The 13,744-nt window shown below is 71.6% G+C and carries 9 protein-coding genes; 2 read left to right on the top strand and 7 right to left on the bottom strand.

What is annotated here, in order from left to right:
- Positions 1-105: 105 nt before the first annotated feature.
- Together map and ACZ6B8_RS31955 are read left to right on the top strand one after the other, a co-directional pair.
- The gene (gene map / locus ACZ6B8_RS31960) at positions 106-933 is read left to right on the top strand and encodes a type I methionyl aminopeptidase (protein WP_471085434.1); all 828 of its coding nucleotides are present in this window, start codon (positions 106-108) and stop codon (positions 931-933) included.
- A gap of 84 nt (positions 934-1,017) precedes the next feature.
- Positions 1,018-1,803: an SAM-dependent methyltransferase gene (locus tag ACZ6B8_RS31955; protein WP_471086024.1), complete on the top strand. Its 786-nt coding sequence runs from the start codon at positions 1,018-1,020 to the stop codon at positions 1,801-1,803.
- A gap of 28 nt (positions 1,804-1,831) precedes the next feature.
- Here the strand turns inward: ACZ6B8_RS31955 and ACZ6B8_RS31950 are convergent, their stop codons facing one another.
- The 7 genes from ACZ6B8_RS31950 to ACZ6B8_RS31920 form a co-directional block, all read right to left on the bottom strand.
- Positions 1,832-2,158 (bottom strand): hypothetical protein, encoded by a 327-nt coding sequence (locus ACZ6B8_RS31950; protein WP_471609476.1) that lies wholly within the window; start codon positions 2,156-2,158, stop codon positions 1,832-1,834.
- A gap of 96 nt (positions 2,159-2,254) precedes the next feature.
- The gene (gntD, locus tag ACZ6B8_RS31945; RefSeq protein ID WP_471085428.1) at positions 2,255-3,277 is read right to left on the bottom strand and encodes a guanitoxin biosynthesis L-enduracididine beta-hydroxylase GntD; all 1,023 of its coding nucleotides are present in this window, start codon (positions 3,275-3,277) and stop codon (positions 2,255-2,257) included.
- Between the two features lie 40 nt (positions 3,278-3,317).
- Positions 3,318-3,941, bottom strand: coding sequence for a hypothetical protein (locus ACZ6B8_RS31940; RefSeq protein ID WP_471609475.1), 624 nt, complete (start codon positions 3,939-3,941; stop codon positions 3,318-3,320).
- Positions 3,938-5,230 carry an MFS transporter gene (locus tag ACZ6B8_RS31935; RefSeq protein ID WP_471609474.1) on the bottom strand — a complete coding sequence of 431 codons (1,293 nt, stop codon included), beginning with the start codon at positions 5,228-5,230 and terminating at the stop codon, positions 3,938-3,940. Before ACZ6B8_RS31935 ends, ACZ6B8_RS31940 begins: the two co-directional genes overlap by 4 nt.
- Entirely contained in the window at positions 5,227-12,387 is a 7,161-nt protein-coding gene (locus tag ACZ6B8_RS31930; RefSeq protein WP_471609473.1) for an amino acid adenylation domain-containing protein, read from the bottom strand. The genes ACZ6B8_RS31935 and ACZ6B8_RS31930 overlap by 4 nt, the downstream gene beginning before the upstream one ends.
- The gene (locus ACZ6B8_RS31925; RefSeq protein ID WP_471085416.1) at positions 12,384-12,614 is read right to left on the bottom strand and encodes an MbtH family protein; all 231 of its coding nucleotides are present in this window, start codon (positions 12,612-12,614) and stop codon (positions 12,384-12,386) included. The genes ACZ6B8_RS31930 and ACZ6B8_RS31925 overlap by 4 nt, the downstream gene beginning before the upstream one ends.
- Before the next feature lie 5 nt (positions 12,615-12,619).
- The gene (locus tag ACZ6B8_RS31920; protein WP_471085413.1) at positions 12,620-13,696 is read right to left on the bottom strand and encodes a thioesterase domain-containing protein; all 1,077 of its coding nucleotides are present in this window, start codon (positions 13,694-13,696) and stop codon (positions 12,620-12,622) included.
- Positions 13,697-13,744 lie beyond the last annotated feature (48 nt).

Raw genomic sequence — 13,744 nt, 5'->3', positions numbered from 1 at the left:
TTCGACCGGCAACCATCCCGCTCCCCAGCGCTGCCTGGTATAAATATACCGGTCAGCAGCCGACCTCCCATGGCCGGACACCACCTCGGGGAACAGAGGACCGCAGTGATCGAACACAAGACGCCCAGGGACATCGAGCGCATGCACGTGACCGGCCGGTTCGTCGGCCAGGTCCTGGAGGAGCTCGGTGACCTCGCCGCGGTGGGGGTCGACCTGATGGACCTGGAGCACCACGCGCGCCGCCGCATCAAGGAGCGCGGCGCGGTGTCCTGCTACTGGGACTACTCCCCGTCGTTCGGCAAGGGCCCCTTCCGCAACGTGGTGTGCCTGTCGGTCAACGACGCGGTGCTGCACGGACTGCCGCACCCGTACAAGCTGCGCGACGGCGATGTGCTGACCATGGACATGGCCGTGACCATCGACGGCTGGTCGGCGGACTCGGCCCACACCGTCGTCGTCGGCACCCCGGCGGAGGAGGACCTGCGGCTGATCGAGGCGACGGAGGTCGCCCTGGACTCCGCGATCGAGGTCGCCCGCCCCGGCAACCGCCTCGGCGACATCTCGGCGGCGATCGGCGCGGTGGCCGCGGAGTACGGCTACCGGGTCAACCTGGAGTTCGGCGGGCACGGCATCGGCCGCACGATGCACGAGGACCTGCACATCCCCAACGACGGCCGTCCCGGCCGGGGCTGGAAGCTGCGGCCGGGCCTCACGATCGCGATCGAGCCCTGGTTCGCCCGCGGCACGGACAAGATCGTGTACGATCCGGACGGCTGGACCATCCGCTCGGCCGACGGCTCCCGCACGGCCCACTCGGAGCACACGGTCGCCGTCACGGAGGACGCCCCGCTGGTCCTGACGACCCGCCCGCGGCAGCTGGCGGAGCGCCAGGAGCCCGCCGCTCACCCGAACTCCCGTACACCGTCGTCCTGAAGCAGGACAATGACGGGACCCGTGCGAGGGCCGCACGAGGAGAGGGCAGGGGACGAAGTGACGGGGAACGAGCACCCGGTGGACATGTCGGCCAGGCTGAACACCGGGATCGCGCACAACGCGCGGGTGTGGAACTACTGGATCGGCGGCAAGGACCACTACGAGGTCGACCAGCAGGTCGGCGACCAGGTCGCCACGATGTTCCCGGTGATCCGGGACGTCGCGCGGGCGGACCGCGAGTTCCTCGGCCGCGCGGTCCGCTTCCTGACCGCGGAGCACGGGGTGCGCCAGTTCCTGGACATCGGCACGGGCCTGCCGACCCTGGACAACACCCATGAGATAGCGCAGCGGACCGCCCCCGAGTCCCGCATCGTCTACGTCGACAACGACCCCATCGTCCTGGTCCACGCCCGCAGCCTGCTGGTCGGCACCCCGCAGGGGGCGACGGACTACATCGACGCGGACGTCCGCCGCCCGGACGACGTCATCGCGGGCGCCGCGTCGACGCTGGACCTCGAACGCCCCGTCGCCGTCATGATGTTGGGCATCCTCAACTTCGTCCTGGACACGGACGAGGCACGGGACATCGTGCGCCGCTTCATGGCCGCGGTCCCGTCCGGGAGCTTCCTCGTCCTGACGCATCCGACCACGGACGCCGACCTCGACGGCGAGGGCAACGTGGAGGCCATGCGCTTCTGGAACGAGAACGCCACCCCGCCGATCACCGCCCGCACCCGCACGGAGATCGGCACGTTCCTGGAGGGCCTGGACCTCCTGGCGCCGGGCCTGGTGTCCTGCTCGCACTGGCGCCCCGACGGCGGGTCCGCCCCGGCGCTCCCCCAGTTCGGCGCCGTGGCGGTCAAACCCTGACGGCAGGGGGCGGAAGCGCCGGGGATCGCTAGTACCGGTCGTCGTCGAAGTCCGTGGTGTCCTGGTCGGTGTCCCGGCCGTAGGGATCGTCGTCCGCGGGCAGCGGCGGGAGCACCATGTCCCGCTGCAGCGGTCCCGGGTCCTGCTGGCGCTGGTAGCGGTGCATGCGGACCCGCAGATGCATCTTCCGCTCCTGCACCCTCAGCCGGCGCCGCTCCCGCCGTCCGGCGTCGTCGTCGTCCAACTCCTGGATGAGGCGCCGGTTCTCGAAGTAGTCACGCTCCTGGCCGGCCACGTCCTCCCCGGGCGAGGGGGCGTCCTCGTGCTCACCGTCGTCATCCGAGTGGGCTGTCATACGGCTCACAGTACTGGCTGCCCCCCGCCCCCACATGTGGTGTCCGCCACCGCGTCCGTGCCGCGGTGGCGGCCCCGGGTGCCGCCACCGCCGGGGTCAGACGACAAGGCGTCCCGCGGCGGAGTCCCGCGCGGCGCGCGACCTGCGCAGGTCGCGGGTGACCACGGCCTTCTGCAGCCAGCGGTCGGCTCCGTCGTAGCGCGCCGTGAACGCCCGACGGCCGTGCACGGCAAGGTAGTTGTCGACGACCAGCAGATTGCCCGCCTCCACCACCACGTCCTGCTGCGCGCGCTCCAGCTCCGTCACCAGTTCCTTGAGCGCCCGCTCCGCCTCGGCGTCACCGTCGACGCAGCGCATGAAGAACGGGTCGATGCGCAGGTACGGGGAGTCCGCGGCGCCGAAGAGCACGGCCACCGGCTTGGGGTCCTCCCGCATCGCGCGCACCCGCAGCAGCCCGGGGTCGTTGGGCCGCTGGACGGCGAGCTGCCGCAGGTGCTCGTCGTCGGGCAGGATGTAGAAGCGCCGCTCGGACAGCACCTGCCGGGCGTCCGCCGACAGCTCCACGTCCCGGACCGAGGCCAGTGTCGTCGGAACCCGGTCGTGGTTGCGGATGCCGAACAGGGCGAGATAGTCGCAGCGGTAGGGGTGGAACGCGTCCTCGGTGTGCCATTCCAGGAGCACATCGCTGCCGTGCCCGCTCTGCTGGCCCTCTTCGCCGGCGATGGGCAGCACGTTCTGGATCATCCGGCCGGACTGCAGCGTGGGCCAGCTGAACACCTCGCCGAGGCACTCGCCCATCAGCGCGAGGAAGAGCTCCTCCCGGCGGGTGCGGCCGGCGGCCGCCGCCTCGGCCCAGTTGCGGGGCGTCGGGCCGACGGCCTCGTCGTCCACGCCGAAGCCGCGCAGCATGAAGGCCGCGGCCGCGTCGTTGCGGCGGAACTCCTCCAGGAACCGGCGCAGTCCGACCGGTACCCGCGCCACCAGCTCCCAGGCGTTGTCGTAGAACGTCTGGTCGCCCGGATCGTTCCGTGCCACGTTCGGTTCGTCGAGCAGCCGCTGGAGGGACGATATTTCCTCGGCGGACAGGTCGTAGCTCAGAATGCCGTGGTACTGACTCATTGAGGTCTCGTTTCTGGTCTCGTGCGCGCCCACGCCACAGCTACTTTTCCGCTGCGTTGTCTTCCGTGGCCCACCACGCGATGTGACGGTCGAGGGGGGCAATCGGCATGACCGCCTTGAACATGTCATTCGGCACATTGGCCAGTCGTGCGTCGTACGGTTTGCCGACCGCGGCGAAAGCGCGCTGGATTCCCACGCGCTGTCTGTTGATCGCTGTGGCCTGCCGCTCGAAAGTGCTGCAGGGTTGCACCAGGAAATAGGTCCGTTGATCGCCGTGCGTGTACCGGGGCGACGTCTCCGGATAACAGGGGGCGAAGGACACGACGAAGAACAGCTCGCCCTCGATCATCGCGTACCACCGCTCGTCGGGCCGCGGATCGTCGGGGATGTACACGCTGGTGAACATCTCGTCGAGCGTGGTGTAGAAACACCGCGTCAATTCCACCAGCGCGTCCAGCGTGCCGCCGAGGGACGGGTCCTCGAAGGTGAGGATCATGCCGTCGCGGGAGAGCTCGGCGGCGGTGCGGAAGAAGTCCGCTATGGCCTCCCGGTGCTCCTTCAGCTCCGTCTTGACGTCGGCGGTCCTGATGGTGATGCCGGGGCCCATCTTCGACGGCTTGGCGAAGGGGCAGTACGTCTTCTGTGTGATCTCCTCGAAGCTCATGCGGAAGTCTCCACCTTTACTGATGCACTGACAGGTGTCGTGGCCCGGCAGCCGATGACGTAGAACCACCAGCTCGCGACGACGACCGCGATCAGCACGTAGAACATGACGGCCGGCGCGAAGTGCTGGAGGAGGAAACCGCAGAGGATCGGCCCGAGGCTGATGCCGATGTGGATGAGGTTCTGGGCGCCGAAATAGCTGCCGCGCAGCTTCTCGGGAGCGATGGAGTCGATGAAGGTGAACTCGGCGGGCACCACGATGACCTCGCCGAGACTGAAGACCGCCACGGCGACGACGAGGACGATCGCGTTCGTGGAGAGCGACATCGCCAGCAGCCCGACGACGAAGGCGCCGGTACCGATGGTCAGCCACCTCAGCAGGGTGTCCTGCTTGAGCCGGCTGCCGAGGACGTACTGGGAGGTGATGACCACCACGGCGTTGGCGGCCGAGATGTAGGCGACCAGCTCGTAGGCGGTGGCCCGGTCCTCCACCATGATCAGGTACTGCGACATGAAGGTCAGCAGCGGCCCGTACGCCACGATGCTGAGGATGCCGCCGATGGTGAAGTACATGAGGCGGCGGTCCGTCCCCATCACCTTCAGCACCTGGCGGAACTTGGGGGCCTCCTCCTCGCTCTCCTCCTCGACCCGCTCGGGGACCGGCTCCGCGGCCGGCTCCGCCACCGCGGGCGTGGCCGTTTCGGCGCCGGCGGTCAGGAACCGGTGGCGGAAGAGGATGAGGGGCAGCAGGGAGGCACCGATGATGCCGACGCTGAGGACGAACGGACCGCCCGATCCGACCGCGACCGCGGCGACGCCCAGGAAAGGACCCACCGCCGCGCCGATGTTCTGCAGCGAATAGCGCAGCGAGAACACCTTGGTGCGGTTCTCGGGCGGCACCAGATCGGAGAGCAGGGCGCTGCCGGCGACCCCCATGGTCGAGGAGGCGACATTGGTGAGCAGCAGCACCGCCGTGACCGTGAAGGGATCATGGATCACCGTCAGGCTGAGATAGAGCAGAATGATCACGATGTCGAGCACGATGACCAGGTTGATCTTCGTGACCCGGTCCGCGAGATAACCGCCGTACACACTCGCGACCGTGCCGACGAGTACGCTGCCGCCGATCACATAGCCGATGGTCGAACCGCTCATGCCCACCGTGTCGTACAGGTAGATGGGCATGTAGGCGAGGATCGCGAAGAAACTCAGGCTTCTCGCGGCGTTGCAGGCCAGCAGGACCTTCATCGCGAACGGAAGTTCGCGGAGCATTGTCAGAAAGTTCTTCATTCTTTTCCTGCCGCGATCGATTCGAGCGTACCGATGAGGGACTCCTTGAGCGCACTGATCTGGTGGTCGTCGAACACCTCGGGGTGGTATCCGACGGTGATGTCGAGTTCCCTGCCGGGAATCACCGTGATGCTGAGGGGGTAATGCGGGAGCCCTCGGGTGTCCTGCGGGTCCTGCGCCTGTTCCCGCACCCGCAGTCCGTCGCCACCGCTCTCCTCCAGGATTCCTGCGGGGTAGTTCTGGAAGACGTAGCAGGCGTCGAACAGTTCGCCCGCTCCCACCAGCCGCTGGATCTCGGAGAGTTCGAGGGAGCGGTGGGGCAGCGTCTCCAGCTGCGTCTCGTGCACCCGGGCCACGGTGTCGCCGACCGGTTCGCCCGGGTGGCATCGCACCCGCAGCGGCACGGTGTTGAGCAGGAGCCCCACCATGGATTCGATGCCGTCGAGGTCCGCGGGCCGTTCGGAGACGGTGTTGCCGAACACCACGTCGTCACGTCCGGTGATACGGCCGATCGCGACGCCCCACGCGGTCTGGACGGCCGAACTGAGCGTCACCCCGGCTTCCGCGCACCGGCGCCGCAGCGCACCGGTCAGCTCCGGCGGGACCGTGAGCCCCGTGGCGCGCAGCGCGACGTCCGGCGCCGGCTTGGCCGCGCAGACCCGGGTCGGCCCGTCGACACCCGCCAGATACGCCCGCCACGCCGCCACCGCGGCCGCGCGGTCCCATGCCGCGAGCCACGCCAAGTAGTCCCGGAAGGGCGGGGCCTTCGGCAGTTCCTCGCCGCGGTACAGGGCGAAGAACTCCTGCCACACCAGCAGGGTCGACCACCCGTCGAGCAGCATGTGGTGGTCGCTGACGAGCAGCCGATGCCGCTCGGCCCCCAGACGCAGCAGGGTGAAGCGCATCAGCGGGGCCACCGCGAGGTCGAACCGCCGGCCCAGGTCCGCGGCGAGGATCTCCGCCTCCGCGTGCTCCTGCTCGGCAGGGGTGAGCCCGGACAGGTCGTGCACGGCCCACGGCACCTCCACCCGGTCGCACACCACCTGCAGGGGGGCCTGGAGGCCGCGGTGGATGAACGCGGCGCGCAGGTTGTCGTGGCGCATGAGGAGCGCGTGCGCGGTGCTCCGCAGCCGCTCGGCGTCCAGCGGCCCGTCCAGGTCGAACACGGTCTGGCTCTGGTAGGGATCGGGACCCTCACCGGCGACGGCGGTGTGCAGCAGGAGCCCCTGTTGCAGGGGAGCGAGCGGCAGGATGTCGCTGAGGCCGGGGTAGTCGCTCTCCAGCTGGTTGACGGCCGGCTGCCGGACGTCGACGAGAGCGACGTCCGACGGGGTCAGGCCGCCGAGCTCCGGGTGGTCCGCGAGGCCGGCCAGCGCGCCGAGCAGGAGCGTCCACCGGTCGGCGAGCGCGCCCACGGCGGCCTCGGTGAACCGGGTGGCGTCCCAGTGCCACACGGCCTCCAGGGCCATTCCGTCGGCGTCCGGCCGGACGTCGACGCGCAGCGCGTGGCCCGCGCCGTCGTCGTCCCCGGGCACCCCGGCGGGCAGCAGCCTCAGGCACACCTGCGAAGCCCCGTACGCCGACAGCCGCCGCGCGGTCTCCGGGTCGGCGAACAGCGCCGGGTAGCCGCGGCCGCCGTCCGGCACCGCCCGCACCTGCTCCTTGACCCGCTTCAGGACGCGCGCCAGGTACGGCGGCTCGGCCAGGGCCTTGGCCAGGTCCGGGGCGCCCGGGTTGAGCCGCACCGGATGCGCGGCCGGCGGCGTCGCCGTGGCCAGGTCCAGCCGCAACCACGCCCCGGCCTGCGGGAGATACGTGCGGCGCCACTCGATGAGCGCGGGCGCGAGCGCGGCCAGCGCGATGTGTTCGGGGGCGCAGTGGTAGAGGTGCGGCAGGACGGTGAGCAGCCGTTCGGCGTCCCGTCCTGCCACGCGCCGGATGATGCGACCCCGGCCCGGGGCGGGCGGGGCGTCGGACGCCGAGTCCTCGGAGACCGGGTCCTCGGAGACCGGGTCCTCGGAGGCCGGGTACCCGGGGTCGGGTGTCCCGAGGATCTTCTCCCAGGCGTCGACGTCCACGGCCGCGCCGTCGTCCGCCGGGCGCGCCTCGGCGTTCCGCGCGGCCCGGGCCACGAGGGCCTCGACCGTCTGATCGTGGAACACGTCACGGGGCGTGAGCAGGAAGCCCTCCGCGCGGGCCCGGCTGACGAGTTGGATGGACCGGATGCTGTCGCCGCCGAGGTCGAAGAAGCGGACGTCGGCGCCGACGTCCGACAGGGCGAGCACGTCGGCGAAGAGCGCCGCCATCGTCTCCTCCCGCGGTGTGGCCGGCGGCCGTCCCGCCCGGGCCCCGAAGTCGGGTGCGGGCAACTGCCGCAGGTCCAGCTTGCCGTTGGGCGTCAGCGGCAGCGCGTCCAGGACGACGACGGCGGCGGGCACCATGTGGGCCGGCAGCCTACGTGCCGCGTGACGGCGCAGCTCGGTGGCGAGGCCGTGCTGCTCGGTGCTCGCGCCGTGCGCCGGGGAGACCACGTAGCCGACGAGCTGCTGATGGCCCGGGGTGTCCTCGCGGACGACGACGGCGGACTGCGCCACCTGCGCGTGGTCCTTCAACACCGCGTCGATCTCGCCGAGTTCGATGCGCATCCCGCGGATCTTGACCTGGTCGTCGGCGCGGCCGACGAAGTCCACCACCCCGCTCCCGCCGTGCACGCGCCAGCGCGCCAGGTCTCCGGTGCGGTACATCCGCGCGCCCGCGGGCCCGAACGGGCAGGCCACGAAACGCTCGGCGGTCAGGCCCGGCCTGCCGAGGTAGCCGCGGGCCAGACCGTCGCCGCTGATGTACAGCTCACCGGTGACGCCGGGCGGCACCGGGCGCAGCGCGGCGTCGAGGACGTACACCCGGGTGTTGCTCAGCGGACGGCCCACCGGCACCGACGCGTCCTCGAAGCCCTCCGGGCCGCTGCCGCACTCCCAGTACAGGGTGTCGACGGTGGCCTCGGTCGGCCCGTACGCGTTGATCATCCGGCGGCCCGGCGCCCAGGCGGCGGCCAGTGCGGGCAGGCAGGCCTCACCGGCGACCATCACGTTGCCGCAGTCGGCGAGCGCGTCCTCGGCCATCCCGCCGAGGATGGTGGGCGAGAAGGTGATGTGCGTGGGCCGGTAGCGGGCCATGGCCTCGCGCTGCCGGTCGGTGGAGAGCAGGTCGTCGGGCGAGGTGAGCACGACGGTCGCGCCGGCCAGCAGGGTGCAGCACAGCTCGCAGAAGGTCGGGTCGAAGTTGATCGAGGAGAACTGCAGGAACCGCGAGCCCGGCTCCAGGCGGAACCGCTCCAGGTAGCTGTGGGCGAGGTTGGGGATGCCGCGGTGCGTGACCGCGACGCCCTTGGGGCGCCCGGTGGATCCCGAGGTGTAGATGACGTACGCCAGGTCGTCGAGGCGCAGCTCCGCGCGGCGGTCCGCGTCCGTCGGCGCGTCCGCGCGGAGCCGCGCCACCTCCTCCAGCGCGGCCGGATCGTCGAACTCCAGGCGCGGCACCCGGCGCGCCTCCTCGGGCAGCTTCGCGACGACGTCGCCCGTGGTCAGGAGCATCCGGGGCGCGCTGTCCGCGACCATGAAACCCAGCCGGTCCGGCGGGTAGTCCGGGTCCAGCGGCAGATACACGCCGCCCGCCTTGAGGATGCCGAGCAGCGCGGGCAGCAGCTCGGGGCGGCGCCGCATCGCGAGGCCGACCACGTCGTCGCGGCCGATACCGCGGGCGATCAGCCAGTGCGCGATCCGGTTCGCCCTGCGGTCCAGTTCGGCGAAGGTCAGCTCGGTGTCCTCGTGGACGAGCGCGACCGCGTCGGGGGTACGGGCCACCTGGTCGGCCAGCAGCCGCGGGTAGGTCGCGCCGGACAGCTCGACGCCGGTGTCGTTCCACTCCCGCAGGATCCGGTGCTCCTCGGCGGCGCCGAGCACGTCGACGGAGGTCAGCGGGCGGGCCGGGTCCTCGGTCACCGACCGCAGCACCCGCAGCAGCCGTTCGGTCAGCGCCTCGGCCGTGGCGCGGTCGAACAGGTCGGTCGCGTACTCGATCTCGGCGCCGAGCCCGTCCGGCCGTCCGTCCGCGGTGAACCGCTCGGTCAGCTCGAAGGTCAGGTCGAACTTCGACGTGCGGGTCGGCACCACCTCGTGCGCGGCCGTCAGCCCGTCCAGGCGCCACTGCGGGGCCACGGTGTTCTGCAGGACCAGCAGGACCTGGAACAGCGGGTGGTGGCTGGTGCCGCGCGCCGGGTTGAGGACCTCGACGAGGTGCTCGAACGGCAGGTCCTGGTGCTCGTACGCGGCCAGGTTGGCGGCCCTGACCCGGGCCAGCAGGTCGGTGAAGGCCGGGTCGCCGGAGGTGTCGGTGCGCAGCACCAGGGTGTTGACGAAGTAGCCGACGTTGTCGTCGACGGCGCGGTCGCCGCGCCCGGCGAGGACGCTGCCCAGCGGGATGTCGGTGCCCGCGCCGAGTTTGGTCAGCAGGGTGGCGAGGGCCGCCTGGAGGACCATGAACAGGCTGACGCCCTCGCGCCGGGCCAGCTCCGCCAGCCGGTCCGCCAGTTCGGCGGGCACCTCGAAGGGCACCACGTCGCCGCGGTAGGTCGTCGTCGCGGGGCGCGGCCGGTCGGCGGGCAGCTCCAACAGCTCCGGGGCGCCCGCGAGTTGGGCGCGCCAGTAGGCCACGTGCCGGGCCATGCGGCTGTCCGCGTCGTCGGCCGAGCCGAGGAGTTCGCGCTGCCACAGCGTGTAGTCGGCGTACTGGACGGTCAGCGGCGGCGCCGTGGGGGCCGTGCCCGCGCGGTGGGCCGTGTACGCGTCGCAGAGGTCGCGCACCAGCGGGGCCAGCGAACCGCCGTCGCTCGCGATGTGGTGGATGCACAGCAGCAGCACGTGTTCCCGGGCGCCGGTGCGGAACAGGTCCACGCGGACCGGGATGTCGGTGGTGAGGTCGAAGAGGTGGCCCGCCGCGATGTCGAGGGCGGCCGGCAGTTCCTCGTCGGTGATCTCGTGCACGCAGAGGTCGGCGGCGGCCGCCACGGCGGGATCCGCCGCGTCCACCACGACCTGTTCGGCGCCGGCGGGCCCGTCCGCGAACCGGGTGCGCAGGCTCTCGTGCCGTCGCAGCAGGTGGGCGACCGCCGCGCGCAGTGCCGCCGGGTCGAGCTCCCCGGTCAGCCGCACCGCGACGGGCAGGTTGTAGGTGGCGCTGGGTCCTTCCATCCGGTGCAGGAAGTACAGGCCGCGCTGGGCGTACGACAGGGGCAGGGTGGCGCCGCGGTCCATCGGGCGCAGGGCGGGCCGCGCCTGTTCGGCATCGGTGAGGCGCAGCGCGAGGGCGGCGGGGGTGGGCTCGTCGAAGACGGTACGGATCGGTATCTCGACGCCCAGTTCGGCCCGGACGCGGGAGACGAGACGGGTGGCGAGCAGCGAGTTGCCGCCGAGGTCGAAGAAGCCGGTGTCGGCGCCGACGCCGTCGAGTCCGAGCACCTCGCCGAACAGCTCGGCGAGGGCCCGCTCCTGCGGGGTGGCGGGGGCGCGGCCCGCGGCGGCGGTGGAGAAGTCCACCGGCGGCAGGGCCTTGCGGTCGATCTTGCCCGCGGGGGTCAGGGGGAAGCGGTCGAGCACCCCGATGCCGGCGGGCACCATGTACTCCGGGAGCCAGGCGCCGAGGGCGTGGCGCAGCTCGTCCGGTGCGGGGGCGTGGCCGGCCGCCGGTACGACGTACCCGGTCAGCCGGGCCGCTCCGGGGCCGTCCTCGCGCATCACCACTCGCGCCTGGGCGACCTGCGGGAGCCGGCGCAGCGCCGCCTCGATCTCGCCGAGCTCGACGCGGTAGCCGCGGATCTTCACCTGCTCGTCGACGCGGCCGACGAAGTCGACGGTGCCGTCGGCGCGCCGGCGCACCAGGTCCCCGGTGCGGTACATCCGGCTCCCGGACCCGCCGAACGGGCAGGCCACGAACCGTTCGGCGGTCAGGGCGCCGCGCCCGTGGTAGCCGCGGGCCAGGCCGTCCCCGGAGAGGTACAGCTCGCCCGTCTCGCCCTGGGCCACCGGCGCCAGGCGGTCGTCGAGGACGTGGATCCCGGTCTTCCACAGCGGGGTTCCGACGGCGACGGGCTCCCCGGCGACCACCGGTGCGAGGAGCGACCAGATGGTGGTCTCGGTCGGTCCGTAGAGGTTCCACACCGCGGCCGTACCCGTGGCGAGGAAGTCGGCGAGATCCTGCGGCAGGGCCTCGCCGCCGCACAACAGGCGTGCCTCGGCGGACAGTTCGCAGGGCAGCCAGCCCGCCTCGCGCAGCAGCTGCCACAGCGCGGGGGTGCCCTGCACCAGCGTGGGCCGGGCCTTCGCCAGGCGGCGGCGCAGCGCCACGCCGTCCACGGCGGTCTCGCGCGGCACCAGATGCACCACGGCGCCGTTCACCAGCGGCAGGTACAGCTCCAGGCCGGCGATGTCGAAGGAGATGGAGGTGGTGGAGAACACCACGTCGCCGGAGTGCACCTGGAACCGGTCCGACAGGCAGTCCAGGAAGTTCGTCAGGGAACGGTGGGTGACGACGACGCCCTTGGGGCGTCCGGTCGAGCCCGAGGTGTAGATGGTGTAGGCGCCGCGGTCCGGCTCGTATCCGGCACCGCCGAGGCCACCGGCACCGGCACGGCCGGCCGCATCAGCGCCCCGTACGTCCTCCTGCCCGCCGTCCAGGTACAGGACCGCGCCCGCCCCGGCCGTGACCGGGCCCTCGCACGCGGCCGCCGTGGCCTCATCGGTGAGCAGCGCGCGCGGCGCGGCGTCGGCCACCATGTACGCGAGCCGGTCCGGCGGGTAGTCGGGGTCGAGCGGCAGATACATCGCCCCGGCCTTGAGCGTGCCGAGGAGCGCGGCGACCAGGTCCGGGGAGGTCGGCAGGAGCACCCCGACGACGTCCTCCGGGCCGACGCCGCGCTCGGCGAGCCGCCGCGCCACCCGGTCGGCCCGCTCGTCGAGTTCGCCGTACGTCACGACGGTGTCCCCGGCGATCAGGGCCGGCGCTCCCGGGGCGCGTGCGGCCCGCTCCTCGAACCGGGCGACGAGACCGGCCGCCGCTGCCGCTTGGGTGGCGCCGGTGTCCGAGCGCCGCACTTGCGTGGTCATGAAGCCACTTCCCCCGGGTCGACGCCCCGGCGTACGGGTGCCAGGTCCGTCCAGTTCCGCTCGATGTGCTCGGCGCAGGCCGCCTTCGGTCCCGGGCCGAAGACGGTGCTCCAGCCGGCCGGCACCTCGGCGAAGTCCGGCCACAGGGAGTACTGGCCTGCGGTGTTGCGCAGCACGAGGTACACGCCGGCGGCGTCCTCGAACGGGTTGGTGGCTGTACTGTCCATGCCGCTCAGTTCTCGCCCAGGTAGTCGGTGGTGCGGGCCGCGAGGTACGCGGCCTCCTCGATGCAGAGCCGCTGGCCGTAGAACTCGGAGTCGAGGACCTCCGCCGTCAGCTCGCCCTTGATGACCGAACGCCAGTCGTCCAGCGTGTAGTTGTCCTTCGCGAGCAGCATGAGCAGGTCGACGTCGGCGGGTTCGGGGCGGTAGGAGGCCAGCGCCTTCGAGGTGTTGATGAAGGAGGTGTAGAGACGGCGGCAGAACGCCTCGGCCCGGTCGTCGAAGCCGAGGCCCGTGCCGAACATCGCGGCGGCCGAGTCGCGCAGCGCCACTTCCAGGTCGGCGTTCTTTGGGGTCATCCCCGGGAACTGCTCCGTCGTCCCCGACATGCGCAGGACGCCCTCGTAGAAGTCCACGATCAGCTCGTCGTCGGACATCACGGTCTCGGGGTTCAGTTCGAGGTAGCCGTCGACCACGACCGTCCGGCCGATGCTGAGCCCGCGGTCGGCGGCCATGCGGCCGAGTTCGACGCAGATCGCGCCGCCGGCGCAGGAGCCGAAGAGATGGAACTCCTCCTCGCCGAACTCGTCCTGCAGCACGTCCGCGTAGAGCTCGGCGAGGCCCTGGATGTCGTCCGGCACCTCTCCGGCGCCCTCGACAAGGAGGGGCGACTGCAGCCCGTAGCAGGCGCGGTCCGTGCCCAGCTCCCGGATCAGCCGGCCGTAGCCGTCGACCATGCCGTGCCCGGCGTGGACGAAGACGATCGGGGTGCGCGAACCCTGGTTGCTCATCCGGATCAGCGCGTGCTCGGTGTTGGCGGCCTGCGGCTGCGCCTTCTCCGCGCTCAGGGCGGCGATGGACTGGAACCGCATCAGGTCGCCCATGTTGAGCTGCCAGCCGAGGCGCTGGTTGATCTGCTCGATGGTGGCGAGCGCCGTCAGCGAGTCGCCGCCGGCCTGGAAGAAGTTGTCGTGCACGCTCACGTCGTGCTTGAGCGTCGTGCTCCAGATGTCCAGGAGGATGTGTCGCACCAGGCTCGGTTCGACCGGGCCGGCCGACGCGTTCGCGGCCGTCTCCGCTGCGTTCATGTGCGGTGTCCTTTTCGGGAGTCTCGCGGGCGGTTGACTGGGACGGGC

The organism is Streptomyces sp. NPDC041122, from assembly GCF_055592445.1.
Note: the sequence above shows the minus strand (reverse complement) of the source record. Positions and strands in the feature narration are given on the sequence as shown.

Bases quoted from the DNA above. Each gene is read 5' to 3' on its own strand.
- ACZ6B8_RS31955 (WP_471086024.1), top strand. From the start codon at position 1,018: ATGTCGGCCAGGCTGAACACCGGGATCGCGCACAACGCGCGGGTGTGG.
- ACZ6B8_RS31950 (WP_471609476.1), bottom strand. From the start codon at position 2,158: ATGACAGCCCACTCGGATGACGACGGTGAGCACGAGGACGCCCCCTCG.
- gntD (WP_471085428.1), bottom strand. From the start codon at position 3,277: ATGAGTCAGTACCACGGCATTCTGAGCTACGACCTGTCCGCCGAGGAA.
- ACZ6B8_RS31940 (WP_471609475.1), bottom strand. From the start codon at position 3,941: ATGAGCTTCGAGGAGATCACACAGAAGACGTACTGCCCCTTCGCCAAG.
- ACZ6B8_RS31935 (WP_471609474.1), bottom strand. From the start codon at position 5,230: ATGAAGAACTTTCTGACAATGCTCCGCGAACTTCCGTTCGCGATGAAG.
- ACZ6B8_RS31930 (WP_471609473.1), bottom strand. From the start codon at position 12,387: ATGACCACGCAAGTGCGGCGCTCGGACACCGGCGCCACCCAAGCGGCA.
- ACZ6B8_RS31925 (WP_471085416.1), bottom strand. From the start codon at position 12,614: ATGGACAGTACAGCCACCAACCCGTTCGAGGACGCCGCCGGCGTGTAC.
- ACZ6B8_RS31920 (WP_471085413.1), bottom strand. From the start codon at position 13,696: ATGAACGCAGCGGAGACGGCCGCGAACGCGTCGGCCGGCCCGGTCGAA.